Raw genomic sequence first — 25,902 nt, 5'->3', positions numbered from 1 at the left:
TACCGGAGCTTACGCGCTGGGCGGGACGTAGCCCTCGGCCTGCGCGTATTCCTCGCCGGACAGGAACTTGTCCATCTCGGCAGTGAGGAACTTGCGATCCTCGGCGTTCATCATGTTCAGGCGACGCTCGTTGATCAGCATGGTCTGGTGCTTCTGCCATTCGTCCCAGGCCTTCTTCGAGACGTGCTCGTAGATGTCCTGGCCCTTGGCTCCGGGATAGGGCGCGCGATCGAGGCCGGGCAGCTCTTCTTTGTACTTGCGGCACATCACCAGTCGGGTCATGACATTTCTCCTGCGTTCAACACGTCGGCAGCTCGTTTGAGCAGCTTCTTCACCGGGGCGGCAAGGCCAAGCCGCGGCGGGGTGGCGAGGTTATACCAGAGCCAGTCGGCCTCGGCCACGGCGGGGGCTGCGTCCTCGACGCGCACCAGCCAGGGCTCGATGGCCAGCTGGAAGTGGCTGAACGTGTGGGTCAGGCCGGGCAGTTCGCGGCGCTCGCCCAGGCGCAGAGCGTGGCGCTGGGCCAGCGGGTCGAGAGCAGCGAGGTCTTCCAGCTCGGGGAAGCTCCACAGCCCGCCCCAGAGACCGGTCGACGGACGGCGGTAGAGCAGGATGTCGCCGTCACGGTTGGCCAGGATCGGCATCAGCGTGCGTTTCTGCGGCAGCGCCTTGCGCGGCTTGGACACCGGGAAGTCGGTTTCGCGGCCAAGGAAGTGCGCGCGGCAGCCCTCGCGCAGCGGGCAGAGCAGGCAACTCGGCTTGCTGCGGGTACAGAGGGTGGCGCCCAGGTCCATCATCGCCTGGGTGTAATGGTTGACCCGCTCCTGCGGCGTGAAACGCTCGGCGGCGCCCCACAACTGCTTGGCCACCTTGGGTTCGCCCGGATAGCCGTCGCAGGCGAGATAGCGCGCCAGCACACGCTTGACGTTGCCGTCGAGGATCGGCGCGCGCAGGCCCATGGAGATGCTGGCAATGGCACCGGCGGTGGAGCGGCCGATGCCGGGTAGCTCGGTGAGCTGCTCGACATCGTGGGGGAACTCGCCTCCGTGCTGCTCCATCACCGTCTTCGCGGTCTTGTGCAGGTTGCGGGCGCGGGTGTAGTAGCCCAGGCCCGTCCACAGGTGCAGCACTTCGTCTTCAGGCGCGTTGGCGAGGTCCGCCACGGTCGGCAGGGCGCTCATGAAGCGGTCGTAGTAGCCCATCACGGTGCTGACCTGCGTCTGCTGCAGCATGATTTCCGAGACCCACACCCGGTAGGGCGTGATGTTCTGCTGCCAGGGCAGGTCATGGCGGCCGTGCGTGTCGAACCAGTCGAGCACGGCCGAATTGAAGCTTTGCGGGGTCACTTCTTGAACAGCCCTTTGAGTGCGTCTTTGAGTTCGGGACTGACCTTGTCGCCGAGCTTCTCTTCGAGTTTCTGGTTCAGCCGGTCCCCGGCCAAGCGTGCGGCGATCTTGCCGATGCCGTCCTTGTCCAGGCGGCAGGCCTTGGCGCCCAGTTCCAGCGGGCCGCGGCAGCGCAGCGGCCATTCGATGCCGACGTAGCGCTTGTTCACTTCGCAGGCAGGGTCGGGCATGTCGCTCTTGTCGCCTTCGATGGTGACGCCGACGCGGTAGTCCATGCCCAGTACGCGCAGGTCTATGTCGCCGTCGCCCTTGACGGTCAGGCCGGGGATGCTCGCCTTGAGGTCCGGGTTGCTGGCCACGCCATTCCTGAACACCAGGTTGCCCTGCAGTTCGCGGAACGGCGTGTCCTTGCCGCCGTGCTCGGCCGTCAGCGACTTGCGGTTGAGCGTGGCAATCCCCTGGCACAGCTGCTGCTCGAGGTTGGCGTTGAGCAGCACACCCTGAGTCAGCACGAAGCGCGCGGTGCCGTTGAGGTTGTCGATCCAGGCTTTCTGACTATTGCCTTGGGTGGCGATGTCGGCGTCCAGGTCCAGCAGGCCCTTGGCTGGCGGCTTCTGGCCCTGGGATTCGAGCAGGCGCTCCAGCGGCACGTCGGCGATGTGTTTCTTCGCCTTCAGCGTCGGCACGTCCTGGCGTACGTCGAGGGTGGCGGTGGCGTTGAACTTGCCGTCGTAGAGTTCGCCGCGCAGGTCGTCGAGGCTGAGCAGGCCGCCCTGGCCGCGCAGCTTGAGCACGGCGTTGTCGATGGGCAGCTTGTCCAGGGTCAACTGGCCGAGGTTCAGGCCGACGTCCAGGTCCAGCGCGCGCAGGCGGGCGATGGGCAGCAGCGGGGTGTCGCTCCAGGCCTGCTGGGTTGGCTGGTTCGGTAGTGGGGTGTCGCCCTTGATGGCGTTCTGAGCGGTGCTTTCGACTTCGGCCTTGCGCGCACTGTTGGTGGCGTCCTGGGCTTTCTTCACCTTGGCCGGCAGGTAGCGGTCGAGGTTCAGCTTGTCGCCGCTGAGCTGGGCACGGATAGCCTGTTTGCTGAAGTCGGCGATGCCGAGGTTGCCACTGAAGGCGCTGTCGTCCAGCTTCAGCTTGATGTCACCCAGGGTCAGGCTGTTGCGGGTGCCGCTGACGCGGGTCGCCAGCTCCAGCTTGGTCAGGGTGGTGGTGTCGGCCATTTCCGGCAGGGTCTGGCCAATGCCCGCGAGGAATTCACGCAGGTTGAACGGTGCCAGTGACAGTCCGCCGTCGACCTTGGGCTCTTTATCCAGTTCGCGGACCTTGAGCTCGCCGAGTGCGCGCAGTTGGTTGACGGTGACTTTCAGGCCGTTCCACTCGGCGACCTGGGCGGCCTGGTCGAGTACCAGTTGGCCCTGGGCGCTGTAGTTGGCGGTCTTGCCCTGGAACGGGTCGCCGGAGATTTCGCCAGAGAGCTTGGCGTCTTCGAGCTGATAGCGCTTGAGTGCGCGGTCGAAGCGCAGGTTGCCGGTCAGCTCACTGCGGACGCGGATCACCGGCTGGTTGCTGCCCAGGTAGGCGCTGAGCTTCAGCGGGATATTGCTGCCTTCGCGGATGGCGCCGGTGGTCAGCTCGATGCCCTCGACGCTGTAGTTCTTGCCGCTTTGCGCGTCGGCGTAGTCGATGCGGGCGTTTTTCACGCTGAGGCTGTCGATGTCCAGCTTCATTGCCTGGCGGGTTTCTTCGGCTGCCGGTTTGCCCGCCTCGCTCGGCGCAGGGGCTGGTTGCGCGGCGGGCGGCGTGCCGTTGGCTGGCTGGGCGGGCTTGCCGATGTTTTCCCAGTTGCCGACGCCGTTCTTGTCCTTGCCCAGGGTGAGAGTCAAGCCTTCGACGCGGATGTCGCTCATCTGCACTTCCTTGCGCAGCAGTGGCAACACGCGCACGGACATGGCCAGCAACTGCGTATCGGCAAACGGCTTGTCTGGCGTCTGCAGGCTCGCCACGCTGGTGTCGTGCAGCTCAAGGCCGAGCCACGGGAACAGGCTCCAGCCGATGTCGCCCTTGAGGTTCAGCTCGAGGTTGGCCTTGTCCCGGGCGAGCTGGCGGATCTCGTCCTTATAGTCGTTCGGGTCGAAGAAGTGGGTCAGCACGAAGCCGGCGGCGACGATGAGCAGCAGCAGGACCAGGGCAATGATGCCGATGATTTTGCCGAACGCTTTCATGGACGGGTCCTTGTTCAAGCGGCGAGTGGAGTAGCGGGAAAGTATACCAATGACACAGCGACGCCCCAGCCCGGAAAGGCAGGCGCAGGTATTGCGGGGTTTGAGTGGGGACTTGGCGCGCGGTTCCCGGCGATGGCGCGATCAGGCCGGCTGCAGTGTCAGGCCGAGATGCCCGGCAAAATTCGCAGCCTCGGCCTGATCGCTCGGGGCGATCAGTTGAAGTGCGGCGCCCTGCAGGACGGCGAGGCGTTGCGCTTCCTCCAGCAGTCGCCGGGCCACGCCGCGGTGGCGGGTGACACGGCGCACGCACAGGCGGGAAAGCCGCCAGGTGTCGCCATCGCGTTCGATCCAGGCGGCGGCCAGCAGGCGGTCGTTGAAGCGTCCGGTATACAGCCGCCCCTCGGAAAGCCCGTGCTCAACCAACTTCCCGGGCGTGGGGAAAGGCGCCAGCAGCCAGTCGGGGGCGTCAGCATAGATCTTCAGCAGGTCCTGGCGGTCCTGGTCGCTGGGCTGGGTCAGGTGCTGGACGACGACGGGCATGGGCAATCCTCGGATTCGAGCCGCGCAGTGTAGGGCCATCGGCCAGCGCCGACCACCGCCCATAGCCGCGCAGCGCCCGGCACGCCTATAATGCCGCCCCTTCTTATAATTACGTGCAGTGTTAGCTGTGGAGCTGGTGATGGCCGAACGCAAGGCATCCGTCGCGCGCGACACCCTGGAGACCCAGATCAAGGTTTCCATCGACCTGGATGGAACGGGCAAGGCCCGCTTCGATACCGGGGTTCCCTTCCTCGAGCACATGATGGACCAGATCGCCCGCCACGGCCTGATCGACCTGGACATCGAGTGCAAGGGCGACCTGCATATCGACGACCACCATACCGTCGAAGACATCGGTATCACCCTCGGCCAGGCTTTCGCCAAGGCCATCGGCGACAAGAAAGGCATCCGTCGCTACGGTCATGCCTACGTGCCGCTGGACGAGGCGCTGTCGCGCGTGGTCATCGATTTCTCCGGCCGTCCCGGCCTGCAGATGCATGTGCCGTTCACCCGCGCCAGCGTCGGTGGCTTCGATGTCGACCTGTTCATGGAGTTCTTCCAGGGCTTCGTCAACCACGCCAACGTGACCCTGCACATCGACAACCTGCGCGGGCACAACACCCACCACCAGATCGAAACGGTGTTCAAGGCCTTCGGCCGCGCGCTGCGCATGGCCATTGAGCTGGACGAGCGCATGGCCGGCCAGATGCCGTCCACCAAAGGGTGTCTGTAATGCAGACCGTTGCCGTCATCGACTACGGCATGGGCAACCTGCACTCGGTGTCCAAGGCACTGGAGCGCGTGGGTGCCGGGCGTGTGCTGGTGACCAGCGACGCCAACGTGATCCGCGAGGCGGATCGCGTGGTGTTCCCCGGCGTCGGCGCGATCCGCGACTGCATGGCCGAGATCAAGCGCCTGGGCTTCGACAGCCTGGTGCGTGAAGTCAGCCAGGACCGTCCGTTCCTCGGCATTTGCGTCGGCATGCAGGCGCTGCTGGAACGCAGCGAGGAGAACGACGGTGTCGACTGCATCGGCCTGTTCCCCGGCCAGGTACGCTTCTTCGGCAAGGACCTGCACGAAGACGGCGAGCACCTGAAAGTGCCGCACATGGGCTGGAACGAAGTGGCGCAGAGCGTGGATCACCCGCTGTGGCACGACATCCCGGACCGCGCGCGCTTCTACTTCGTGCACAGCTACTACATCCAGGCCGGTAACCCGCGCCAGGTGGTCGGTCGCGGCCATTACGGCGTCGATTTCGCCGCCGCGCTGGCCGATGGCTCGCGCTTCGCCGTGCAGTTCCACCCGGAGAAGAGCCATACCCATGGCCTGCAGCTGCTGCAGAACTTCGCCGCCTGGGACGGGCGCTGGTAAGCCATGGCCCGCCAGAAGGACAAGCCGGCGATCCTCGAACTCGACGGCGCCCAGCGCCAGAGTGCGGCGCGGGCGGTCCAGCGCTTCCTCGAAGATCGCTTCGAGCTGGACGTCGGCTCCTTCGAGGCCGAAGAGGCGCTGGACTTCTTCCTGCGCGAGTTCGGCCCGCTGTTCTACAACAAGGCGATCTTCGACGTGCAATCTCACCTGAAAGACCGGTTCGAGAGCATCGAAAGCGACTTGTGGGCGCTCGAGAAGAGCTGACCCGACCCCATTCATCTTTGGATTCGAGCAGGTTCAACCCATGCTGATCATCCCCGCAATCGATCTGAAAGACGGCGCCTGCGTGCGCCTGCGCCAGGGCCTGATGGAAGACGCCACCGTCTTCTCCGACGACCCGGTGTCCATGGCCGCCAAGTGGGTGGAGGGCGGTTGCCGCCGTCTGCACCTGGTGGACCTGAACGGCGCCTTCGAAGGCAAGCCGGTCAACGGTGAAGTGGTCACTGCCATCGCCAAGCGCTACCCGAACCTGCCGATCCAGATCGGCGGCGGCATTCGCTCGCTGGAAACCATCGAGCACTACGTCCGCGCCGGCGTCAGCTACGTGATTATCGGCACCAAGGCGGTGAAGCAGCCGGAATTCGTCGGCGAAGCCTGCCGCGCCTTCCCCGGCAAGGTGATCGTTGGCCTCGACGCCAAAGACGGCTTCGTCGCCACCGATGGCTGGGCCGAGGTGAGCGAAGTGCAGGTCATCGACCTGGCCAAGCGCTTCGAAGCCGACGGCGTCTCCGCCATCGTCTACACCGACATCTCCAAGGACGGCATGATGCAGGGCTGCAACGTCGAAGCCACCGCCGCCCTGGCCAACGCCACGCGCATCCCGGTGATCGCTTCGGGCGGCATCCACAACCTGGGTGACATTCAGAAGCTGCTGGACGCTCGTACGCCGGGCATCGTCGGCGCCATCACTGGCCGCGCGATCTACGAAGGCACCCTGGACGTTGCCGAGGCCCAGGCGCTGTGCGACAGCTTCAAAGGCTGATCTGAACGCAGGCCGGGTGTGCCGCGAGGCGGCTTAACCCGGCGATGAGGACCTGGGGTGATTGGGCAGCATGGGTATCGCTGCGCTCCACCCATCCTACGAGAGCAACGCTATGGCACTGGCTAAACGCATCATCCCCTGCCTCGACGTGGACAACGGCCGCGTGGTGAAGGGCGTCAAGTTCGAGAACATCCGCGACGCCGGCGACCCGGTGGAAATCGCCCGCCGTTACGACGAGCAGGGCGCGGACGAGATCACCTTCCTCGACATCACCGCCAGCGTCGATGGCCGCGACACCACCCTGCATACCGTCGAGCGCATGGCCAGCCAGGTGTTCATCCCGCTGACCGTGGGCGGCGGCGTCAGGACGGTGCAGGACATCCGCAACCTGCTCAACGCCGGTGCGGACAAGGTCTCGATCAACACCGCCGCGGTGTTCACCCCGGAATTCGTCGGCGAAGCCGCTGCGCGCTTCGGCTCCCAGTGCATCGTGGTCGCCATCGACGCCAAGAAGGTGTCGGCCCCTGGCGAGGCGCCGCGCTGGGAAATCTTCACCCACGGCGGCCGTAAGCCGACTGGGCTGGATGCGGTGGAATGGGCGAAGAAAATGGAAGGCCTGGGCGCCGGTGAAATCCTCCTGACCAGCATGGACCAGGACGGCGTGAAGAGCGGCTATGACCTGGGCGTGACCCGCGCCATCAGTGAGGCCGTGGGCGTTCCGGTGATCGCCTCCGGCGGCGTCGGCAACCTGGAGCACCTGGCCGCCGGCATCATCGAGGGCAAGGCCGACGCGGTCCTCGCGGCGAGCATCTTCCACTTCGGCGAGTACAGCGTGCCGGAGGCCAAGGCCTACCTGGCCAGCCGCGGTATCGTCGTGCGCTGATCCTTTCCGGGCCGGGGTTCTCCCGGCCCGTTGGCTCTGTCCCGAGCCCCCGCCGCTGCGGCCGGTAGCCGCATCCTCTCTCTGCGCACGAAGCTTGCTAGCCAAAGGTTCCGGTCAGGGTGCTGGCGCATCCATGTCTCATTGCCATATTCATAGGGTTTATTGACGTCAATTCTCCGAGTAAGCTCTGCGGCTTCTCAGAAACGTCATACGCAGGGAATATCTCGATGCTGAAGCGCATTCTGCTCGCATGGCTAAGCTGCGGCCTGCTTCTGGCCAGCGCGGCAAGGGCCGAAACGGATTCTTCGGATTACAGCATGGTGCTGCTCACCGAGAACTTCCCGCCCTACAACATGGCCATCAATGGCAAGAACTTCGCCCAGGAAGACAGCATCGACGGCATCGCCGTGGATATCGTCAAGGAAATGTTCAAGCGTGCCGGCGTTCAGTACAGCCTGACCCTGCGCTTCCCCTGGGACCGCATCTACAAGCTGGCGCTGGAGAAGCCTGGCTACGGCGTGTTCGTCACCGCGCGCCTGCCCGAACGCGAGAGCCAGTTCAAGTGGGTCGGCCCGATCGGCCCGGACGACTGGGTGCTGCTGGCCAAGGCTGACAGCAAGATCAGCCTGAACAACCTGGATGAAGCCAAGCAGTACCGCGTCGGTGCTTACAAGGGCGATGCCATGGCCCAGTACCTGACCGAGCACGGCTTCGAGCCGGTGCTGGCGCTGCGCGACCAGGAGAACGCCGGCAAGCTGCGTGACGACCAGATCGACCTGTGGGCGAGCGGTGACCCGGCGGGCCGCTACCTGGCCAAGCAGGTCGGCGTCACTGGACTGAAGACCGTGTTGCGCTTCAACAGCGACCAGTTGTTCCTCGCGCTGAATCGCGAGACTCCGGATGCCGTGGTGCAGAAGCTGCAGGCGGCGCTGGACAAGATGCGCGCCGAGGGCTTCGTCGACGACGTGCTCAACAGTTACCTGTAACACCCGAAGGCCGGCCACTCGCCGGCCTTCGTGTTTGGCGCCGACATCCCTCGGCGCCGGTTTTGCCACGGAAGGCAGACGAGCGAAGTATTCCGTCCCCCCTGCAGGGATGCCGCAAGCCCAATAACGATAACCAAGCGAGCGGTATGACCATGCTGAAAGTCCTGATCAAGACCCTGACCCTGGGTCTGTTGCTGGGGGCCGCCACGGCCCGCGCCGAGTTGCCCGCCGATTACAAGATGGTGCTGCTCACCGAGAACTTCCCGCCCTTCAACATGGCGGTGGACGACAAGAACTTCGCCCGCGACGACGGGATCGACGGCATCAGCGCCGATATCGTCCGCGAGATGTTCAAGCGCGCCGGCATCCAGTACAGCCTGAGCCTGCGCTTCCCCTGGGACCGCCTGTACAAGCTGGCCCTCGACAAGCCCGACTATGGGCTGTTCTCCACCACTTACACGCCCGAGCGGGTGCCGCTGTTCAAGTGGGTCGGGCCGATCGCCAAGACCAACTGGGTCCTGCTGGCGCCGCCGGGCAGCACGATCAAGGTCAAGGACCTGAAGGACGCCGCCAAGTACAAGCTCGGCGCCTACAAGAACGACGCGGTCAGCCAGAACCTGGAAAGCCAGGGCATCCCGGTGCTCAACGCGCTGCGCGACCAGGAAAACGTGAAGAAACTGACCAGTGGCGAGATCGATCTGTGGGCCACCACCGACCCGGTGGGCCGCTACCTGGCCAAGCAGGAGGGCGTGTCCGGCCTGCAGACGGTGCTGCGTTTCAACGAGGCCCAGCTGTACCTGGCGATCAACAAGGACACCCCGGACGAGGTGGTGACCAGGTTGCAGAAGGCGCTGGACGAGATGCGCGCGGATGGGTTCATCGAGCAGGCGACCAATAATTACCTGTAAGCCTGCAGTCCGGGCGCCCAAGCCTGACTCAGTTTTGTAGGAGCGAGCTTGCTCGCGAACCGCTCTCGGGAAATTCGATGCCGGGGCTGTTCGCGAGCAAGCTCGCTCCTACGAAAAAGCCCGCGTCTAGCGGTAGATTCCGTCCCGCCCATGCCCCGCCATGGCGCGGTTGCCGCGTTCGGCGATCATCAGGGCCGGTTTCACCAATTCGAATCCCTGGGCCTTCAAGGTCGGCAGCACGCGCTTGAGCACGGCCAGGGTCGCCGGCTTCGGGTGACCAATCATCACCACCGTGCCCTGCTTGCGTGCCAGCGCGAGGCCGCGTTGCATCTGCTCCATCACCGCCGCTTCGCTCGGGTCGTCGTCGAGGAACACATCCCGCGACAGGCTGGCGAGACCGATCTTCTGCGCTTCGGCGGCGGCCACAGTGGCGGCGCTGGTGCGACTGTCGAGCAGGAACAGGTGGCGCCGCTGCAGTTCCGCGGCGAGCCAGGCCATGGCCGGGCGGTCGGCGGTCATGCGGCTGCCTTCGTGGTTGTTCACACCCTGCACGTAGGGCACCTTCGCCAGTGCGGCGTCGAGGCGGCGCGCGCGTTCTTCCTGGGTCAGCTCCGGGCGCCAGGCATAGTCGCCGCCGGCCGGGTCCATGGGCATGTGCAGCATCACGGTGCGCCCGCGATGGTGCGCCTCGCGCGCCAGTTCGGCGGCGTGGGGAGTGTCGGGGATGATTGCCAGGGCGATGGCGGGGGAGATGTCGAGCACCTGGCGGTCGCGCGCCAGGTTCTGCCCGAGGTCGTCGATGACGATGCTGACCAGCGGCTTGAGGCTGCCCGGCCGCTGCGCAGCGGCTGCCGGCAGGCACAGCAGCGCGCCCAGGCACAGGCCGAACAGCAGCCGGGCCGGGCGCATCGGTCAGTTGTTGCCGCGGCTGACGCTGAGTCCTTTCAGCAGGCTGAGGGCTTGGCTGAGCTGGTAGTCGCCATCCTGCGGGTTATCCACTGGCGCCTTGCCGGAGGTCGTCGGGCGATCCTTGCCGCCATTGCCGTTGGCCAGGTGGCCTTGCAGGTCGGCTTCCTTGAATCCATCGAACTCACTCTTCTCGCGGGTCACCTTGGCACGTTCCACCTCGATGTCCGGGATGATGCCCTGGGCCTGGATGGAGCGGCCGTTGGGGGTGTAGTACAGCGCGGTGGTGAGTTTCAGGGCACGATCATTGTTCAGCGGCAGCACGGTCTGTACCGAGCCTTTGCCGAAGCTGTCGGTGCCCATGGTGATCGCGCGCTTCTGGTCCTGCAGGGCACCGGCAACGATCTCCGCCGCCGAGGCGCTGCCGCCGTTGATCAGCACCACCAGCGGGACGCCGTCGCTCGGGTCGGCCGGGTCGGCGGAGAAGCGCAGTTCGGAATTCGGGATGCGGCCCTTGGTGTAGACGATCAGGCCCTTGGTGAGGAAGGCGTCGGCCACTTCCACCGCGGACTGCAGCACGCCGCCAGGGTTGTTGCGCAGGTCCAGCACCAGGCCCTTGAGCTTGCCCTTGTTGTCGTTGCGCAGCTTGGACAGCGCCTTGACCGTCTCCTCGCCGGTGTTGACCTGGAACTGGGTGATGCGCAGGTAGCCATAGCCCGGTTCGAGCATCTGGCTCTTGACGCTCTTGACCTTGATGATGGCGCGCTTGAGGGTGACGTCGAACGGCTTGCCGCCGCCGCGCACGATGGTCAGGGTGATCGGCGAGCCGGCCTTGCCGCGCATGCTGTCCACCGCCTCGTTCATCGACTGGCCCTTGGTCGGCTTGCCGTCGATCTTGACGATCAGGTCGCCCGGCTGGATGCCGGCGTTGGCCGCTGGGGTGTCGTCGATCGGCGAGATCACCTTGACGAAGCCATCCTCGCTGCCGACCTCGATGCCCAGGCCGCCGAACTCGCCGCTGGTGCTTTCCTGCAGCTCGGCGAACTCTTCCGGACCGAGATAGGCCGAATGCGGGTCGAGGTTGCTGAGCATGCCCTTGATGGCATTCTCCAGCAGCGTCTTGTCATCCACGGGTTCGACGTAAGCCGCCTTCACCCGGTCCAGGACCTCGGCAAAGGTGCGCAGCTCATCGAGCGGCAGCGGAGCCTCCTTGCCGTTGGCCGCGGGGGATGCGGCCGGCGCGTCGGCGGCCTGGACCGCACCGACGCCGAGCAGCAAGGCCAGGGCCAGGGTAGTGAGACGGAAAGCTTGCGACATGTTTGGCTCCTAATGCGTGTTCGCCGCCTATCCCTGCGTGCGACACCAGGTCGAAGGGTCCGCCGGGCGGCCCTGATGGCGAATGGCAAAATACACCGCCGGGGTACTCTGACCCCCGCTGGCTCCCACGGTTGCAATGGGGTCGCCCGCTTTGACGGTATCGCCGGCGTCCTTCAGAAGACTTTGATTATGCCCATAAAGGCTGAGGTAGCCACCACCGTGGTCGAGAATGACCAGCAGGCCGGAGCCACGCAGCCAGTCGGCGAATACCACGCGGCCGCCATGCACAGCCCGCACGGTGCTGCCGGCGGAAGCGCCGATGAGCACGCCATCCCAGGTGGCGCGGGGGTCGTCGCCGCGTGGGCTGCCGAAGCGAGCCAGCACCCGGCCATCCACCGGCCAGGGCAGCTTGCCCTTGGTGGCACTGAAGGCCCCGCCAAAACCTGAGCCACTGGACACCAGCGGGCCGCTGTAATCGGGGCGCTTGGAGGGGCTCTCGGGCTTCTCGCCGCGTGCGGCCAGCTCACGCTCGCGCTTGACCCGCTCACGCTCGGCGGCGAGGGCGCGCTGGCGCGCTTCCTCGGCTTCACGCGCCTGGCGGGCGAGAGTTTCCTCGATGGTCTTGAGGACCTTGTTCAGGTCTTCCTGGCTCTGCTCGCGATTCTTCAGCTTGCCGCTGCTGTCCTTCAGCTCGCTGTTGAGCTTGGCCAGGGTCTCCTGGCGCGCCTTGCGGGCGTCGGCCAGTTCCTGGCGGCGGGCTTCGAGGGCGGTCTGCTGGGCGACCTGCTCGTCCTTCTGCGAGGTGATTTCCTGCTCGACATTGCTCAACTGGCGGAGGGTCTCGTTGAAGGCCGAGAGCTGCTCCAGGCGCGCCTTGTTGATGTAGTCGTAGTAGGTGAGGGTGCGGCTGAACTTCTCGGGGTGCTCCTGGTTCAGCAGCAGCTTCAAGTATTCCTGACGGCCGCTCTGGTAGGCGGCACGGGCCTGAATGGCGATCAGGCGCTGCTGCTCAAGGCGCGCGCCCTGGAGTTTTTTTTTCTCCGAATCGAGGCGCTGCAGCTCTTCCTCGCTCTTCTTCATGTCGTCCTGGATCTGCTTGATCTGCTTTTCCAGGTCGCCCATCTGGGTCTCGGTGGATTTGAGCTGCTTCTGCACCCCGGACTTTTCGTCCTGGATGTTCTTCAGGTTTTTCTTCAGCTCGTTGATGTCTTTCTGGGTCTGCTCCAGCTGACGCTGGGCGTCGGCGCGTTCGTCGGCAACGGCCGCGAGCGGGCACAGGAGGCAGATCAGCAGCAGCGGGAGGAGGGCGCGAGGCATTGGGTGGCGGGCACCTGGATTCTGGACCGGGCTAGTATGCCCGTGGCGGGCGTTAAAAAAAACGCCCCAGGCCGCATGGCGTGGGGCGTTTGCTCTGACCGACGGGAGCTGGCTCACGTTCCCGTCGAATCGTCACCCTTAAAGCAGGGTGATGATCGACTTGCCGGTCATCTCTTTTGGCTGCTCCAGACCCATCAGATTCAGCAGGGTCGGGGCCACGTCAGCGAGCACGCCGCCTTCACGAATGGCCAGTTTGCGCTTGCCGACATAGACGAACGGCACCGGCTCGCAGGTGTGCGCGGTGTGCGCCTGGCCGGTCATGGCGTCTTCCATCTGCTCGACGTTGCCGTGGTCGGCAGTGATCAGGGCTTCGCCGTCGACCTTGTCCAGCGCCTCGACAATCCGACCGACGCAGGTATCCAGGCACTCGACGGCTTTCACCGCGGCATCGAACACGCCGGTGTGGCCGACCATGTCGCCGTTGGCGTAGTTGACGATGATCACGTCGAAGCGCTGGTTTTCGATGGCGTCGACGATCTTGTCGGTAACTTCCGGCGCGCTCATTTCCGGCTGCAGATCGTAGGTGGCGACCTTGGGCGACGGGATGAGGATGCGTTCTTCGCCTTCGAACGGCTCTTCGCGGCCGCCGGAGAAGAAGAAGGTCACATGGGCGTACTTCTCGGTTTCGGCGATGCGCAGCTGGGTCTTGCCGTTCTTGGCCAGGTACTCGCCCAGGACGTTGTTCAGGGATTCAGGCTTGAACGCGCTGGGCGCCGGGATGCTCGCTGCGTACTGGGTCAGCATCACGTACTCGGCCAGGTGCAGCTCGCGCTGGCGCGGGAATTCCTTGAAGCCCGGCTCGACGAAAGCGCGCGAAAGTTCGCGGGCGCGGTCGGCACGGAAGTTCATGAAGACCACGGCGTCGCCGTCTTCCACGCGTACTTGTGCGCCGATGCGGGTGGCTTTGACGAATTCGTCGCTCTCGCCGCGCTCATAGGCTGCGTTCAACGCGCCCACGGCAGTGTCGGCGGTGAATTCGGCGGTGCCGTCGGTGATCAGGTTGTAGGCGGCTTCGACGCGGTCCCAGCGGTTGTCGCGGTCCATGGCGAAATAGCGGCCAATGATGCTGGCGGTGCGGCCCTTGCCGATGCGGGCGAAGGCGTCGTCGAGCAGTTTCAGCGACGGCTCGGCGCTCCTGGGCGGGGTGTCGCGGCCGTCGAGGAAGGCGTGCAGGTAGATCTTCTGCGCGCCACGCTGCGCGGCCAGTTCGGCCATGGCGATCAGGTGATCCTGGTGGCTGTGCACGCCGCCATCGGAGAGCAGGCCGAGGATGTGCACGGCCTTGCCGGCGCCGGCGGCCTTGTCCACTGCGCCGGTCAGTACCGGGTTGTGGAAGAATTCGCCGTCGCGGATGGCCTTGGTCACGCGGGTGAAGTCCTGGTAGACGACACGGCCGGCGCCCAGGTTCATGTGGCCCACCTCGGAATTGCCCATCTGCCCGTCAGGCAGGCCGACGTCCATGCCCGAGCCGGAGATCAGGCCGTGCGGCTGGCTGGCCAGCAGGCGGTCCCAGTTGGGCTTCTTCGCGGCGTAGATGGCGTTGAATTCAGGGCTATCGCTATGGCCGAAGCCGTCCAGGATGATCAGGACCAGCGGTTTGCGCGTTGCAGTCATAGGTACGGCTCTTTCCGAGAATAGGGGTCAGAAAAGGACCGACATTTTACCGGTTGGTGCCGACAGACGCCATGATTCGCAGGGTACAGCCGTCAGATACGCGCGTGTATACTGGCCGGCATTTTTACGTCTGGATGTCCTGTGCCATGCCTTCATTTCTTCCTCGTTTGATCGAATTCGCCACCCACCATTACCTGCTGGTGGGGGCCCTGGTCATCCTGCTGGTGCTGCTGGCCCTGCACGAAATGCGCAAGGGCGGCCGCGCGCTGTCCACCCGCGAGCTGACCGCCATGGTCAACGCCGAGCAGGCTGTCGTGCTGGATATCCGCCCGGCCAAGGAGTTCACCGCCGGCCACATCGTCGGTGCACTGAACATCCCGGCGGACAAGCTGAACGCCCGCATGAGCGAGCTGGACAAGCACAAGGCCAAGACCCTCATCGTGGTCGACGGCATGGGCCAGCACGCGGGCACCTGGTGCAGCGTGCTGCAGAAGGCCGGTTACAACGCTGCCAAGCTCTCCGGTGGTATCGGCAGCTGGCGTGGTGACAACCTGCCCCTGGTGAAGTGAGATGTCGTCGACCTTGATCTACACCAGCGCGTGGTGCCCTTATTGCATCCGCGCCAAGGCCCTGCTGGACAAGAAGGGTGTCGCCTACGAGGAAATCACCGTGGACGGCAAGCCTGGCGTGCGCGCCGAGATGGCCAGCAAGGCGGGTCGCACTTCGGTGCCGCAGATCTGGATCGACGGAACCCACATCGGCGGCTGCGACGATCTTTACGCGCTGGAACGCGCGGGCAAGCTGGATACGCTGCTCTCGGCGTAATCCCTCATTCTGAAACGATGCACAAGAAGGTCCCGAAATGACTGAACAAGCCAGCAACGGCGCAGCCGAACAAGACAACAACCCGCAGTTCTCGCTGCAGCGCATCTACGTGCGCGACCTCTCCTTCGAGGCCCCCAAGGCTCCGGAAATCTTCCGTCAGGAGTGGCAGCCGAGCATCGCCATGGACCTCAACACCCGTCAGAAGCAGCTCGATGGCGACTTCTACGAAGTGGTCCTGACCGTTTCGGTGACCGTGAAGAACAACGAGGAAACCGCTTTCATCGTTGAAGTGCAGCAGGCCGGCATCTTCCTGATCAAGGGTCTGGACGCTTCCAGCATGAGCCACACCCTGGGCGCCTTCTGCCCGAACATCCTCTTCCCGTACGCCCGTGAAACCCTGGACAGCCTGGTTGTCCGTGGCTCCTTCCCGGCGCTGATGCTGTCCCCGGTGAACTTCGATGCGCTGTACGCGCAGGAACTCGCCCGCATGCAGGCATCCGGCGAGATCCCGGCCCAGTAATCACTGACGCCGAACGAGAAAGGCGCCTTCGGGCGCCTTTTTCTTTGTCTGGCGTTTGCTGCCGAGGTCGAGCCTGGGCGTAGGAGCGGACTCCGTCCGCGATGGCATCCGGCGTGATGCGAACCTGTCGCGGACAGAGTCCGCTCCTGCGCGACGTTCAAGTTTGGTGCGTGCGCACTAGCAGGGCGCAAGAGGCGGCGCGGTGGAGAGACCCTGGAATCCCCGGCGCAGACGCTGACGTGCGCTGCTTCGAACGGATTTGGATATCCATGGAGGCCTTTGGCTGCGGGGCTTTCAGCCAGTCATGGGGTGGATTCGAATCGAAGCTGGTGGCCCTTTGAACAATCTTGGCACGCCCTCTGCAATACCCCTGACAACAGCAATTTCAGGGGCCTCGGTACAGGCAGGCTGGGTAACCCCTCTTTTACAACTTGCGAGCGTGTCGCCCGAAGTGGTGGCCGTCGCAGCCGGTTCAGGGGTCCTGGTACAGGCAGGCCGGGTAAACCCCTCTTTTATGCCCGCGACCCTCCCACTCGGAGGGTTCGCTTCCCGCTTCGGGGCCCCGGACCAGGCAGGCCGGGAAAACCCCGCTTTTATTCGGGCCGCGTGCTGATGGTCAGCCGCCACCGGCCACCGACCTCGGCGCTGTCCCAGGTGCCCTGCAGGCGCCGGGTCGACAGCAGTGTCAGCAGAACCCCGCGCTCCCTTGGCTCCAGCTTCCAGCGCACCGGCGCATCGCCGATCCGCAACTGGCCTTGCTGGGCCTTGCCGCTGGCGTCGATCTGCACCGCCAGGGCGCCGTCCAGATGGCCGGCACGAACGCCGGGCTGCGCGTCCAGGGTGAGCACCAAGCCATCGGCAGAGGGCTCTACGGCAAGGATCTGCGGTGGCCCCGCGTGCGGCGGATTGACCAGGCGGCCGAGCATCAGGCCCAGCAGCAGGCCGAGCACACACAGCGATACCAGCACCTTCAGCCAGGGCCTGGGCCGCATTTGCTCCTTGGCGGAGGTAGAATGCCCGCCGTTCTCAGGCTCGGAGCGCTGCATGTTCCACGTAATCCTTTTTCAACCGGAAATCCCCCCCAACACCGGCAACATTATCAGGCTGTGCGCCAATGCGGGCTGCAGCCTGCACCTGATCGAGCCGCTGGGCTTCGAGCTGGACGACAAGCGCCTGCGCCGCGCCGGGCTGGATTACCACGAGTACGCCAGCGTGCGCCGCTACGCGAGCCTCGAGGAATGCCTGGAGCAACTCGGCCAGCCGCGTGTGTTCGCCTTCACCACCAAGGGTTCGCAGCCATTCCATGAAGTGGCCTACCAGCGCGGCGACGCCTTCCTGTTCGGCCCGGAAAGCCGGGGCCTGCCCGAGGAGGTGCGCGATGCCTTGCCGCCGGAGCATCGCGTGCGCCTGCCAATGCGCCCGGGCTGCCGAAGCCTGAACCTGTCCAACACCGTGGCCGTGACCGTTTACGAAGCCTGGCGTCAGCACGGCTTCACCCTGGATTGAGTGTTTTCTGATCGACCCGCGCAAACCCGCGCCAGGCGGGTGGCGCAGCAGCTTGCCCCAAGCTTATCCACAGGCGGGCACACAGTGGATGTGGGCAAGCTGGAATTTCCTGCACAGAAACCACGCAAACCCGCAGACCGTGCGTGCTCTGGGCTGTAGCACGTTCTTTCCCCGTTCCGTGCACAGGGTTATCCACAGGCTCTGGGGATGGATGTTGCGGGATTGTGACTGCTCGTGTTGAGTGTTGCTCTCGGCTCTGGGCCGTTTGGGTAGGAGCGAGCCTGCTCGCGAACCGTTCAACTCCACTACCGGCCGTCGAGTCCATTCGCGAGCAAGCTCGCTCCTACGAAGAGCCGTGAGCAAAAAAAGGGGCCTCTCGGCCCCTTTTTCGTGGAAGTACTTCAGTCCTCGCCGTCGTCGTCCGGGCCGTCGATTTTCATGCCCAGTTCCTTGATCTTGCGGGTCAGGGTGTTGCGCCCCCAGCCCAGCAGCACGGCGGCATCGCGGCGGCGGCCGGCGGTGTGCTTGAGCGCGGTCTCGATCATGATCCGCTCGAAAGCCGGCACGGCGGTATCCAGCAGGCTGGACTGCCCGCGCCCCAGCGCCTGGTCGGCCCAGTGGCGCAGGGCCTGTTCCCAGTTCGCGGCCGGTACGCTGTCCTGCGGCTGGGTCATCAGCTCCGGCGGCAGGTCGTCGATGTGGACCTCGCGGCCGGAAGCCATGACGGTGATCCAGCGGCAGGTGTTCTCCAGCTGGCGCACGTTGCCCGGCCAGCCGAGGTGCTTGAGGTAGTCCTCGGTTTCCGGCTTGAGCAGCTTGGGCTCCACGGCCAGCTCCTGCGCAGCGCGGGCGAGGAAGTGCCGGGCCAGCGCCGGGATGTCCTCACGTCGGTCGGCCAGGCGCGGGATATGCACGCGGATGACGTTCAGGCGGTGGAACAGGTCTTCACGGAACTTGCCCTCGCGCACCAGGTTTTCCAGGTTCTGGTGCGTCGCGGCAATGATCCGCACGTCCACCTTCACCGGAGTGTGGCCACCCACGCGGTAGAACTCGCCATCGGCCAGCACGCGCAGCAGGCGGGTCTGGGTGTCGGCCGGCATGTCGCCGATCTCGTCGAGGAACAGCGAGCCGCCATCGGCCTGCTCGAAGCGGCCGCGCCGCTGGTTGGCCGCGCCGGTGAAGGCGCCTTTCTCGTGGCCGAACAGCTCGGATTCCATCAGGTCCTTGGGAATCGCCGCCATGTTCAGCGCAATGAACGGCGAGGTCGCGCGCGGGCTGTGACGGTGCAGGGCGTGGGCGACCAGCTCCTTGCCGGTGCCCGACTCGCCATTGATCAACACGGTGATGTTGGAGTGTGAAAGGCGACCGATGGCGCGGAATACCTCCTGCATCGCCGGCGCTTCGCCGATGATTTCCGGGGTGCGCGTCTGGTTCGCTGGCGCTTCCAGGCCCTGCTGCTCCTGGGCGTGCTGGTTGGCGCGCTTGACCAGGGAGACGGCTTCGTCGACGTCGAACGGCTTGGGCAGGTACTCGAAAGCGCCGCCCTGGTACGACGCGACCGCGCTGTCGAGGTCCGAGTGCGCGGTCATGATGATCACCGGCAGGCGCGGGTGCACTTCGCGGATCTGTGCCAGCAGATCCAGGCCACTGGCGCCGGGCATGCGGATGTCGGAGATGATCACGTCCGGCTGTTGCCGGCCCAGGCGGCTCATCACGCTGTCGGCGCTGTCGAAGCTGACGGTGGTCATGCCTTCCTGCTGCAGGGCTTTTTCCAGTACCCAGCGGATGGAGCGGTCGTCGTCGACAATCCAGACGGTCTCTGATCGGCTCATGGTCAATGCACTCCTTGTTCCAGGGGCAGGAACAGACTGAACACGGTGTGGCCGGGATGGCTCTCGCATTCGATCAAGCCCTGGTGCTGGCTGATGATGTTCTGGGTAATGGCCAGGCCGAGCCCGGTACCGTCGGCGCGGCCGCTGACCATGGGGTAGAAGATGGTGTCCTGCAGTTCGGCCGGGATGCCCGGGCCGTTGTCGATGATCTCCACCTTGCACACCAGGCGATGGCGCGTGTGGCCGATGGTGAACTGACGCAGGGTGCGGGTGCGCAGGGTGATGCGGCCGAGCTTGAGTTCGTTCTGCGCGGTGATTGCCTGCATGGCGTTGCGCACGATGTTCAGCACCGCCTGGATCATCTGTTCGCGATCGATCAGCAGGTCGGGGATGCTCGGGTCGTAGTCGCGCACCAGCGGGATGCTGCCCTGGGTTTCGGCGTCCACCAGGCTACAGACGCGCTCCAGCACCTCGTGGACGTTGGTCACCGAGAGCTGCGGCAGCTTGTTGGAGCCGAGCATGCGGTCCACCAGATTCCGCAGACGGTCTGCTTCCTCGATGATGACGTTGGTGTAGTCCTTGAGCGATTCGTCCGGCAGCTCGCGCGCAAGCAACTGCGCCGCACCGCGAATGCCGCCCAGCGGATTCTTGATCTCGTGGGCCAGGCCGCGCACCAGCAGCTTGGTGGTTTCCTGCTTGGACAGTTGCGCCTCTTCCTTGGTGATCCGCAGCAGCCGGTCGCGCGGGTGGACCTCCAGCAACAGCAGGGTGTCGCGGCGGTCGAGGATCGGCGTCACCGCGTAGTCCACGGTAATGGTCTGGCCGGTCAGCGAGGTCAGGGTCGCTTCGCGCTTGGTGAAGGGGTGTGCCTCTTCCACCGCCTGGCGCAGCGACTGCAGCGCCTCGGGCGATTCGGTGAACAGCTCGCTGATGAATTGCCCGTGGCTGCGCTGGCCACTGACCGCCAGGAGCATTTCCGCCGCCGGGTTCATGTACTCCAGGCGCAGCTCGGCATTGAGCAGGATCACCGCCGTGGTGAGGTTGTCGAGCAACAGGCGGAGCTGGGTTTCTGTAGGCATGGCGTAGGAGATGTCCCAAGACTGTGCGGGAAAATGCAAAAAACAAACCAGGCCCTGAAAAGACGCGTATTCCGGCCTGTTGCGCTGAATTGCGGTGCGCAAGCGGCCGATCCGGTCAAAGGAAGTGACCCGAAATGGGGAGAGTATAGAAAGTGGTGCAGGCGAATGCACCGATATGGTGCATTTGTGCCGAGCTGCACGCCGCGTCAGCGGCTGGCGGCGCTGAGCGGGTGGGAGGTGTCCAGGTCGGAGGCTTCGGCCACCGAGACGCGGAACATGTGGAAGGGCTGGTTGGGCGTCTGCTCGATGGTGCGGCCGAGGGTGTCGATGATTTCCACCGACAGCTGATGGGTGCCGCGCTCGACATTGTTCAGCGGGAACACCGGGCTGCGGCCCGGCTCGCCCATCGGCTTGCCGTCCAGCAGCAGGCGGTAGAGGTGACCGGGCAGCAGGGCGGGGTCGCTGGTGGCGGAGACGATCAGCGCACCGTCATTGGCCCGCACGGTGGCATCGGGCTCCGGCACGATGATGCGCAGCAACTGGTAGGCCGGTGGGCCGGAGGGCGCCGCCGGCATGTACAGCGGCGGCGGCATGATCAACTGGCCTTTGCCATTGGGTAGGGCATTGGGCATCGCGTTGGGCGGCGCCAGGTTCAGCTTCTGCGCGTTGCCGCGCGGTGGCTGGTCGGTGAAGACGCGATTGCCTTCCTTGTCGATGTAGGTATAGACCTCGGCGCTGGCCGACAGGCAGCACAGCGCCGACAACAGGAGTATCAGCAGTTGCCGCATTGTCAGCCGCCCGTCCTGGGCTGGACCTTGGGCCGCTGCGGGCTGTGGGTGCTGATGCGCTGCAGGGTGAAGCCTACCGGGGTACTGGCCTGGATCACGCGGCTACCCTGCAGGACCTGAACGGCCAGGGTATGGTCGCCACGGTCGATATTCTGCAGGCCGATGCTGGTGCTGCTGGTTGGCGCGCCATAGGGCTGCCCGTCGAGCACCAGTTGCAATTGGTGCTCCGGTGCCAGTGCGGGCTGCACCACGACGTTCACGCTGAAGGTGCCATTGTTCTCACGCAGCGCTTCGTCATCCGGCAGGTTGCTCAGCGCGAGAATGGCATAGGCCCTGGTGGCCTGGTTCTCGCTGCCGCTGTCGGCGGGGGAGGTGACGGGCGCCTGCGGGCCGACGGTATTGGTCGGTGGCAGCTCCACCGGTTTGGCGTCGACATGGGTGGGTGGCTGGTTGGTGAACACCGTCTTGCCGTTGGCGTCGGTGTACTTGTAGATCTGCGCGCTGGCTGGCAATGCGGCGGCGAGCAGCAGGGCGGTGAGGATCAGGCGCATGAAGAATCTCCGGAGGGTCTAGCCAAGCGTTGCATTGCCGACGGCAGCTGGCAAGTTGCCTATTGTCTTTCAGCAGGGCTCCGCGCGTTGTGCGCTGCTGCTCGTGAGCGGACCTTTCCTGTGCGGCTTGGGTCCGAGCCTGGGGGCGTCGTCTGTATGATGCGGGCGAGTGTCATTTTCCATCGTTGTGGGGTGTGCCTGTGATTCTGATTCGTTACCTGCTTCGTCAATGGCTGCTGCTGTGCTGTCTGGGTCTCGGCTTGGCCGTCGCCGGGCCCGCGCTGGCGGCGCTTCCCGGGCCGCTGGCCGGGGTGACGGGCAGTGGCGATGCCAAGGTCAGCGACGCCCAGCTGGAGCAGTCGCTGAATCAGGTGATCATGACCCTGGAGAACGATCAGCAGCGCGCCGACCTGCTGAAGAAGCTCAAACAGCTGCGCGATGCCACCCAGAAGAGCTCGGACGAGCAGGGCGGTGTGCTCGGCCTGATCGGCGAGACCCTGGGCAGCCTGGAGAAACAGTTCGAGGGCGCCAACAGCCCGCTGGTGCGTTGGTCCGAGCTGTTCCAGGGCGCCGGCTACGAGCTGGACGCGCGCACTCCCTCGCTGGCGGAATGGCCGGGGATGATCCTCGACTTCGCCCTGGTGATCCTCGTCTGGGCCTGTGTCGCCATCGGCCTGCGCTGGGTCGCCGGGCGTATGCGCAAGCGCTTCGGCCTCGAAGGCGAACTACCGCAACATCCCAAGACCCGCGACCTGATGCTGTTCGCCCTGCGCAAGCTCGGCCCCTGGCTGGTCGCCTTCCTGATCACCGTCTACCTCTCGGTGGTCTTGCCCAGCTCACTGGGCAAGCTGGTGGCGATGGTGATCGCCTACACCCTGGTGTGCGGTACATTGTTCTCCGCGCTGTGCGTGATCTCCCTCTCGCTGCTCAGCGGGCCGCACCGCATGCGCGCCCTGGACATCCTGCGCCGCCGTGCCTTCCGTCCACTCTGGCTGATCGGCAGCCTGGCGGCGTTGGGCGAGGCACTGCACGACCCGCGTGTCATCGAGAGCCTGGGGCACAACATCGCGCTGTTCGTCGGCTCGGTGGCCAACATCTGCGCGGGGCTGCTCACCGCTTTGTTCGTCCTGCAGTTCCGCCGGCCCATCGGCCACCTGATCCGCAACCAGCCGCTGGAGCGCCGCCTCAAACGCCGGGGCTTGAACGAGTTGGTCGAGCTGATCGGCTCGATCTGGTTCCTGCCGGTGCTGGTGCTGGTCGGCATCTCGCTGTTCGCCACTGTCGTCACCGCCGGCGACAGCAGTTACGCCCTGCGTCGTGCGCTGGTCTGCGCCGCCGTGGCGGTGGTGGCAATGACCGCCAACGGCCTGATCCGTCGTGCCCATCTGCGTTCGGCGCGGCGCGGAGCGCGTCGTCATGCACCTTATATCGAGCAGTTGCAGAGCTTCGGCTACACCTTGCTGCACCTCGCCAGCCTGCTGTTCTTCCTCGAAGTCGGCCTGCGCGTCTGGGGTATGTCGCTGATTGGCTTCGCCGAGGGCGACGGCTCGCAGATCAGCCTCAAGCTGTTCAGCTTCGGCACCACCCTGCTGGTTGCCTGGCTGGTCTGGATCCTCACCGACACCGCGGTGCAGCACAGCCTCGGCCTGGGCGGCAAGAAGAGCGCCAACACCCGCGCGCTGACGATGCTGCCGCTGATCCGCAACGTGCTGTTCGTCACCATTGCGGTGATCGCGCTGATCGTCGCCCTGGCCAACATGGGCATGAACGTCACGCCCTTGCTGGCCGGTGCCGGTGTCATCGGTCTGGCCATCGGCTTCGGTGCGCAATCGCTGGTGGCGGACCTGATTACCGGCCTGTTCATCATCATCGAGGACTCGCTGTCCATCGACGACTACGTCGACGTTGGCGGCCACCTCGGCACGGTCGAGGGCCTGACCATCCGCACCGTGCGCCTGCGCGACCTGGACGGTGTGGTGCACACCATCCCGTTCAGCGAGATCAAGAGCATCAAGAACTACTCGCGGCAGTTCGGCTACGCCATGTTCCGCTGGCCGGTGCCGGCGAGCATGCCGATCGATGACGCGCTGGCGCTGATCAAGGAAGTCTCCGGCGAGCTGCGCGGCGACCGCACCATCAATCGCGCCATCTGGTCGCCGCTGGAAATCCAGGGTGTCGAGAGCTTCGACGCCGGCCAGGCGATCCTGCGCTTCCGCTTCAAGACCGCGCCGATCCGTCAGTGGGAAGTGCAACGTGCGTTCAACCTGCGCCTGCGGCAGAAGCTCGACAAGGCCGGGCTGGAACTCGCCATGCCGCGCCTCAACGTGCAGCTCTCGCGCATGCGCAAATCGCGTCGTGAGGACGATGAAGAGCACGCAGCGCCGGTGGACGGCGGGATCTGATCCCGCTTCGCCTGACGGACCTTCGTAGGAGCGAGCAATCCTGAGCCTACCGGTAGGCGCGGGCCATGCCCGTGATCGCGCGCATGGCCCGCGCCCACAAAATTAGCTGCCACATCGCTTTGCCTGCGCCCATAAAAAAGGCCTCCCGAAGGAGGCCTTAATACTGCCGCTATTTATAGGTATTCGTGGATCAGACGCTGTAGTACAGGTCGTATTCCAGCGGGTGCACGAAGGTGCGCACCTTGATTTCTTCTTCCGACTTCAGCTCGATGTAGGCATCGATGAAATCGTCGGTGAACACGCCGCCCTTGGTCAGGAACGCGCGGCCCTTGTCGAGTTCTTCCAGCGCCTCTTTCAGGCTGCCACAAACCTGCGGGATTTCCTTCGCCTCTTCCGGCGGCAGGTCGTACAGGTTCTTGTCCGCAGCATCGCCGGGGTGAATCTTGTTCTGGATGCCGTCCAGGCCAGCCATCAGCAGTGCGGCGAAGCACAGGTAGGGGTTGGCAGCCGGGTCCGGGAAGCGAGCTTCGATACGGCGGGCTTTCGGGCTGGAGACGTACGGAATACGGATCGAGGCGGAACGGTTGCGGGCCGAGTAGGCCAGCATGACCGGGGCTTCGAAGCCCGGAACCAGACGCTTGTAGGAGTTGGTGGCCGGGTTGGTGAAGCCGTTCAGGGCCTTGCCGTGCTTGATGATGCCGCCGATGAAGTACAGGGCGGTGTCGGACAGGCCGGCATAACCTTCGCCAGAGAAGGTGTTCTTGCCATCCTTGGAGATGGACATGTGTACGTGCATGCCCGAGCCGTTGTCGCCGTAAAGCGGCTTCGGCATGAAGGTCACGGTCTTGCCATAGGCGTCGGCAACGTTGTGGATGCAGTACTTCAGGGTCTGAACTTCGTCAGCCTTGGCAACCAGGGTGTTGAACTTCACGCCGATTTCGTTCTGGCCGGCAGTCGCCACTTCGTGGTGGTGAACTTCGATGACCAGGCCCATCTCTTCCATGGCGTTGCACATGGCGGTACGGATTTCGTGGTCGTGGTCGACTGGCGGTACCGGGAAGTAGCCGCCTTTGACGCCCGGACGGTGACCTTTGTTGCCGGTCTCGATGTCGGCGTCGGTGTTCCAGGAAGCCTGCTCGGAGAAGATCTTGAACATCGAGCCAGAGATGTCGGACTTGAACTTCACTTCGTCGAAGATGAAGAACTCCGGCTCCGGGCCGACGAATACGGTGTCACCGATACCGGTGGACTTCAGGTATTCCTCGGCGCGCTTGGCGATGTTGCGCGGGTCGCGCTCGTAGCCTTGCATGGTGCTCGGCTCGATGATGTCGCAAACCAGGATCAGGGTCGGCTCTTCGGTGAACGGGTCGAGCACGGCGGTGCTGTCGTCCGGGAGCAGGATCATGTCGGAGGCTTCGATGCCCTTCCAGCCTTCGATGGAGGAGCCATCGAACATCTTGCCGGCTTCGAAGAACTCGTCGTCCAGCGCGTCGCGGGCGGGCATGGTGACGTGCTGCTGCTTGCCTTTGGTATCGGTGAAGCGCAGGTCAACCCACTTCACGTCATGATCTTTGATCAGTTGTTGCGACTTGTACGACATGCTGTCCTCCAGGAGGGATTAGAGCTGGGAGCTTTCTGTGCCCCAGTAACGGGTGATGCCGGCCGGCATAGTCGGCCAGGGCAACCTGCCTCACAAGAGAGCAAGTTGCGTGCCAGTGCCCGTATTCGGGCAGAGGCCCTGATTTCAGGGGCTGTAGTGGCTGCTACAGGGAATTGCACGAAAATCGTGCACTGTTTCGGTGCTTCATCGTGGTGCATGAGTCCATTTTGGTGCGCCAAAAAGAAAGTCTCCGATTTCTGCTCAAGTCTTGAGCAATTTCGGAT

The 25,902-nt window shown here is 64.8% G+C and carries 26 protein-coding genes; 12 read left to right on the top strand and 14 right to left on the bottom strand.

Features of this window, described 5'->3' with window-relative positions; all coding sequences use genetic code 11:
- Nucleotides 1-9: 9 nt before the first annotated feature.
- From CTR55_RS24185 to panM, 4 genes are all read right to left on the bottom strand, one after another.
- Nucleotides 10-282 carry an oxidative damage protection protein gene (locus CTR55_RS24185; protein ID WP_015479334.1) on the bottom strand — a complete coding sequence of 91 codons (273 nt, stop codon included), beginning with the start codon at nt 280-282 and terminating at the stop codon, nt 10-12.
- Entirely contained in the window at nt 279-1,346 is a 1,068-nt protein-coding gene (mutY, locus tag CTR55_RS24180) for an A/G-specific adenine glycosylase (RefSeq protein ID WP_296290064.1), read from the bottom strand. Before mutY ends, CTR55_RS24185 begins: the two co-directional genes overlap by 4 nt.
- A complete protein-coding gene (locus CTR55_RS24175) occupies nt 1,343-3,571 on the bottom strand; it encodes an AsmA family protein (protein WP_296290062.1) in 2,229 nt (742 codons plus the stop codon). Before CTR55_RS24175 ends, mutY begins: the two co-directional genes overlap by 4 nt.
- 141 nt (nt 3,572-3,712) lie before the next feature.
- Nucleotides 3,713-4,111, bottom strand: a complete 399-nt coding sequence (gene panM / locus CTR55_RS24170; protein ID WP_296290060.1) for an aspartate 1-decarboxylase autocleavage activator PanM — start codon at nt 4,109-4,111, stop codon at nt 3,713-3,715.
- Between the two features lie 139 nt (nt 4,112-4,250).
- Between panM and hisB the strand changes: the two genes are divergently transcribed.
- The 7 genes from hisB (at nt 4,251) to CTR55_RS24135 (ending at nt 9,301) form a co-directional block, all read left to right on the top strand.
- On the top strand, nt 4,251-4,844 hold the full coding sequence (gene hisB, locus CTR55_RS24165) for an imidazoleglycerol-phosphate dehydratase HisB (RefSeq protein WP_015479330.1): 594 nt from the start codon (nt 4,251-4,253) through the stop codon (nt 4,842-4,844).
- Entirely contained in the window at nt 4,844-5,482 is a 639-nt protein-coding gene (gene hisH / locus CTR55_RS24160) for an imidazole glycerol phosphate synthase subunit HisH (protein ID WP_081515338.1), read from the top strand. Before hisB ends, hisH begins: the two co-directional genes overlap by 1 nt.
- A gap of 3 nt (nt 5,483-5,485) precedes the next feature.
- Nucleotides 5,486-5,746, top strand: coding sequence for a DUF2164 domain-containing protein (locus CTR55_RS24155; protein ID WP_296290058.1), 261 nt, complete (start codon nt 5,486-5,488; stop codon nt 5,744-5,746).
- A gap of 40 nt (nt 5,747-5,786) precedes the next feature.
- The gene (hisA, locus tag CTR55_RS24150) at nt 5,787-6,524 is read left to right on the top strand and encodes a 1-(5-phosphoribosyl)-5-[(5-phosphoribosylamino)methylideneamino]imidazole-4-carboxamide isomerase (protein WP_088420217.1); all 738 of its coding nucleotides are present in this window, start codon (nt 5,787-5,789) and stop codon (nt 6,522-6,524) included.
- A 112-nt stretch (nt 6,525-6,636) separates the two neighbouring features.
- Nucleotides 6,637-7,407 carry an imidazole glycerol phosphate synthase subunit HisF gene (gene hisF, locus CTR55_RS24145; RefSeq protein WP_081515340.1) on the top strand — a complete coding sequence of 257 codons (771 nt, stop codon included), beginning with the start codon at nt 6,637-6,639 and terminating at the stop codon, nt 7,405-7,407.
- A gap of 227 nt (nt 7,408-7,634) precedes the next feature.
- A complete protein-coding gene (locus CTR55_RS24140) occupies nt 7,635-8,393 on the top strand; it encodes an ABC transporter substrate-binding protein (protein WP_296290053.1) in 759 nt (252 codons plus the stop codon).
- Between the two features lie 152 nt (nt 8,394-8,545).
- Nucleotides 8,546-9,301 carry an ABC transporter substrate-binding protein gene (locus tag CTR55_RS24135; protein WP_296290365.1) on the top strand — a complete coding sequence of 252 codons (756 nt, stop codon included), beginning with the start codon at nt 8,546-8,548 and terminating at the stop codon, nt 9,299-9,301.
- 126 nt (nt 9,302-9,427) lie between these two features.
- Here the strand turns inward: CTR55_RS24135 and CTR55_RS24130 are convergent, their stop codons facing one another.
- The 4 genes from CTR55_RS24130 to gpmI all read right to left on the bottom strand — a co-directional run bounded on the left by CTR55_RS24130 (nt 9,428) and on the right by gpmI (nt 14,515).
- On the bottom strand, nt 9,428-10,210 hold the full coding sequence (locus CTR55_RS24130) for a divergent polysaccharide deacetylase family protein (protein WP_296290052.1): 783 nt from the start codon (nt 10,208-10,210) through the stop codon (nt 9,428-9,430).
- 3 nt (nt 10,211-10,213) lie between these two features.
- Complete coding sequence (locus CTR55_RS24125; RefSeq protein ID WP_296290050.1) at nt 10,214-11,524, bottom strand: S41 family peptidase; 1,311 nt, start codon at nt 11,522-11,524, stop codon at nt 10,214-10,216.
- A 27-nt stretch (nt 11,525-11,551) separates the two neighbouring features.
- Entirely contained in the window at nt 11,552-12,841 is a 1,290-nt protein-coding gene (locus tag CTR55_RS24120; RefSeq protein ID WP_296290048.1) for a murein hydrolase activator EnvC, read from the bottom strand.
- A gap of 138 nt (nt 12,842-12,979) precedes the next feature.
- On the bottom strand, nt 12,980-14,515 hold the full coding sequence (gene gpmI / locus CTR55_RS24115) for a 2,3-bisphosphoglycerate-independent phosphoglycerate mutase (protein WP_296290046.1): 1,536 nt from the start codon (nt 14,513-14,515) through the stop codon (nt 12,980-12,982).
- 146 nt (nt 14,516-14,661) lie between these two features.
- Between gpmI and CTR55_RS24110 the strand changes: the two genes are divergently transcribed.
- From CTR55_RS24110 to secB, 3 genes are read left to right on the top strand one after another with little or no spacing between them, the layout of a single operon-like run.
- On the top strand, nt 14,662-15,084 hold the full coding sequence (locus CTR55_RS24110; protein ID WP_296290045.1) for a rhodanese-like domain-containing protein: 423 nt from the start codon (nt 14,662-14,664) through the stop codon (nt 15,082-15,084).
- A gap of 1 nt (nt 15,085) precedes the next feature.
- The gene (gene grxC / locus CTR55_RS24105) at nt 15,086-15,340 is read left to right on the top strand and encodes a glutaredoxin 3 (RefSeq protein ID WP_296290043.1); all 255 of its coding nucleotides are present in this window, start codon (nt 15,086-15,088) and stop codon (nt 15,338-15,340) included.
- A 37-nt stretch (nt 15,341-15,377) separates the two neighbouring features.
- A complete protein-coding gene (gene secB / locus CTR55_RS24100) occupies nt 15,378-15,860 on the top strand; it encodes a protein-export chaperone SecB (protein WP_296290042.1) in 483 nt (160 codons plus the stop codon).
- Nucleotides 15,861-16,453: 593 nt separating this feature from the next.
- On the opposite strand, the gene CTR55_RS24095 is transcribed toward secB, so the two are convergent.
- Nucleotides 16,454-16,906: a hypothetical protein gene (locus tag CTR55_RS24095; RefSeq protein WP_296290040.1), complete on the bottom strand. Its 453-nt coding sequence runs from the start codon at nt 16,904-16,906 to the stop codon at nt 16,454-16,456.
- Between CTR55_RS24095 and trmL the strand changes: the two genes are divergently transcribed.
- On the top strand, nt 16,905-17,366 hold the full coding sequence (trmL, locus tag CTR55_RS24090) for a tRNA (uridine(34)/cytosine(34)/5-carboxymethylaminomethyluridine(34)-2'-O)-methyltransferase TrmL (RefSeq protein ID WP_296290038.1): 462 nt from the start codon (nt 16,905-16,907) through the stop codon (nt 17,364-17,366). The genes CTR55_RS24095 and trmL overlap by 2 nt on opposite strands.
- 401 nt (nt 17,367-17,767) lie before the next feature.
- Here trmL and ntrC read toward each other — a convergent pair whose 3' ends face one another.
- The 4 genes from ntrC to CTR55_RS24070 form a co-directional block, all read right to left on the bottom strand.
- Nucleotides 17,768-19,198: a two-component system response regulator NtrC gene (ntrC, locus tag CTR55_RS24085; protein ID WP_296290037.1), complete on the bottom strand. Its 1,431-nt coding sequence runs from the start codon at nt 19,196-19,198 to the stop codon at nt 17,768-17,770.
- Between the two features lie 2 nt (nt 19,199-19,200).
- Entirely contained in the window at nt 19,201-20,277 is a 1,077-nt protein-coding gene (gene glnL, locus CTR55_RS24080) for a nitrogen regulation protein NR(II) (protein ID WP_296290035.1), read from the bottom strand.
- A gap of 206 nt (nt 20,278-20,483) precedes the next feature.
- A complete protein-coding gene (locus CTR55_RS24075; protein ID WP_296290034.1) occupies nt 20,484-21,065 on the bottom strand; it encodes a DUF4124 domain-containing protein in 582 nt (193 codons plus the stop codon).
- 2 nt (nt 21,066-21,067) lie between these two features.
- Entirely contained in the window at nt 21,068-21,616 is a 549-nt protein-coding gene (locus tag CTR55_RS24070) for a DUF4124 domain-containing protein (RefSeq protein ID WP_296290033.1), read from the bottom strand.
- Nucleotides 21,617-21,849: 233 nt separating this feature from the next.
- On the opposite strand from CTR55_RS24070, the gene CTR55_RS24065 reads away from it, so the two are divergent.
- The gene (locus tag CTR55_RS24065; RefSeq protein ID WP_296290364.1) at nt 21,850-24,018 is read left to right on the top strand and encodes a mechanosensitive ion channel family protein; all 2,169 of its coding nucleotides are present in this window, start codon (nt 21,850-21,852) and stop codon (nt 24,016-24,018) included.
- A 190-nt stretch (nt 24,019-24,208) separates the two neighbouring features.
- Here the strand turns inward: CTR55_RS24065 and glnA are convergent, their stop codons facing one another.
- The gene (gene glnA, locus CTR55_RS24060; RefSeq protein ID WP_296290032.1) at nt 24,209-25,618 is read right to left on the bottom strand and encodes a glutamate--ammonia ligase; all 1,410 of its coding nucleotides are present in this window, start codon (nt 25,616-25,618) and stop codon (nt 24,209-24,211) included.
- Nucleotides 25,619-25,902 lie beyond the last annotated feature (284 nt).

Source organism: Pseudomonas sp. (assembly GCF_002796985.1).
GTDB lineage: Bacteria > Pseudomonadota > Gammaproteobacteria > Pseudomonadales > Pseudomonadaceae > Pseudomonas.
This window is presented reverse-complemented; position numbering and strand designations above follow the sequence as displayed.

What these genes read in the sequence shown, in the direction of transcription:
- CTR55_RS24185 (WP_015479334.1), bottom strand. Translation starts at nt 282, where the DNA reads ATGACCCGACTGGTGATGTGCCGCAAGTACAAAGAAGAGCTGCCCGGC.
- CTR55_RS24175 (WP_296290062.1), bottom strand. Translation starts at nt 3,571, where the DNA reads ATGAAAGCGTTCGGCAAAATCATCGGCATCATTGCCCTGGTCCTGCTG.
- panM (WP_296290060.1), bottom strand. Translation starts at nt 4,111, where the DNA reads ATGCCCGTCGTCGTCCAGCACCTGACCCAGCCCAGCGACCAGGACCGC.
- hisB (WP_015479330.1), top strand. Translation starts at nt 4,251, where the DNA reads ATGGCCGAACGCAAGGCATCCGTCGCGCGCGACACCCTGGAGACCCAG.
- hisH (WP_081515338.1), top strand. Translation starts at nt 4,844, where the DNA reads ATGCAGACCGTTGCCGTCATCGACTACGGCATGGGCAACCTGCACTCG.
- CTR55_RS24155 (WP_296290058.1), top strand. Translation starts at nt 5,486, where the DNA reads ATGGCCCGCCAGAAGGACAAGCCGGCGATCCTCGAACTCGACGGCGCC.
- hisA (WP_088420217.1), top strand. Translation starts at nt 5,787, where the DNA reads ATGCTGATCATCCCCGCAATCGATCTGAAAGACGGCGCCTGCGTGCGC.
- hisF (WP_081515340.1), top strand. Translation starts at nt 6,637, where the DNA reads ATGGCACTGGCTAAACGCATCATCCCCTGCCTCGACGTGGACAACGGC.
- CTR55_RS24140 (WP_296290053.1), top strand. Translation starts at nt 7,635, where the DNA reads ATGCTGAAGCGCATTCTGCTCGCATGGCTAAGCTGCGGCCTGCTTCTG.
- CTR55_RS24135 (WP_296290365.1), top strand. Translation starts at nt 8,546, where the DNA reads ATGCTGAAAGTCCTGATCAAGACCCTGACCCTGGGTCTGTTGCTGGGG.
- CTR55_RS24130 (WP_296290052.1), bottom strand. Translation starts at nt 10,210, where the DNA reads ATGCGCCCGGCCCGGCTGCTGTTCGGCCTGTGCCTGGGCGCGCTGCTG.
- CTR55_RS24125 (WP_296290050.1), bottom strand. Translation starts at nt 11,524, where the DNA reads ATGTCGCAAGCTTTCCGTCTCACTACCCTGGCCCTGGCCTTGCTGCTC.
- CTR55_RS24120 (WP_296290048.1), bottom strand. Translation starts at nt 12,841, where the DNA reads ATGCCTCGCGCCCTCCTCCCGCTGCTGCTGATCTGCCTCCTGTGCCCG.
- gpmI (WP_296290046.1), bottom strand. Translation starts at nt 14,515, where the DNA reads ATGACTGCAACGCGCAAACCGCTGGTCCTGATCATCCTGGACGGCTTC.
- CTR55_RS24110 (WP_296290045.1), top strand. Translation starts at nt 14,662, where the DNA reads ATGCCTTCATTTCTTCCTCGTTTGATCGAATTCGCCACCCACCATTAC.
- grxC (WP_296290043.1), top strand. Translation starts at nt 15,086, where the DNA reads ATGTCGTCGACCTTGATCTACACCAGCGCGTGGTGCCCTTATTGCATC.
- secB (WP_296290042.1), top strand. Translation starts at nt 15,378, where the DNA reads ATGACTGAACAAGCCAGCAACGGCGCAGCCGAACAAGACAACAACCCG.
- trmL (WP_296290038.1), top strand. Translation starts at nt 16,905, where the DNA reads ATGTTCCACGTAATCCTTTTTCAACCGGAAATCCCCCCCAACACCGGC.
- CTR55_RS24095 (WP_296290040.1), bottom strand. Translation starts at nt 16,906, where the DNA reads ATGCAGCGCTCCGAGCCTGAGAACGGCGGGCATTCTACCTCCGCCAAG.
- ntrC (WP_296290037.1), bottom strand. Translation starts at nt 19,198, where the DNA reads ATGAGCCGATCAGAGACCGTCTGGATTGTCGACGACGACCGCTCCATC.
- glnL (WP_296290035.1), bottom strand. Translation starts at nt 20,277, where the DNA reads ATGCCTACAGAAACCCAGCTCCGCCTGTTGCTCGACAACCTCACCACG.
- CTR55_RS24075 (WP_296290034.1), bottom strand. Translation starts at nt 21,065, where the DNA reads ATGCGGCAACTGCTGATACTCCTGTTGTCGGCGCTGTGCTGCCTGTCG.
- CTR55_RS24070 (WP_296290033.1), bottom strand. Translation starts at nt 21,616, where the DNA reads ATGCGCCTGATCCTCACCGCCCTGCTGCTCGCCGCCGCATTGCCAGCC.
- glnA (WP_296290032.1), bottom strand. Translation starts at nt 25,618, where the DNA reads ATGTCGTACAAGTCGCAACAACTGATCAAAGATCATGACGTGAAGTGG.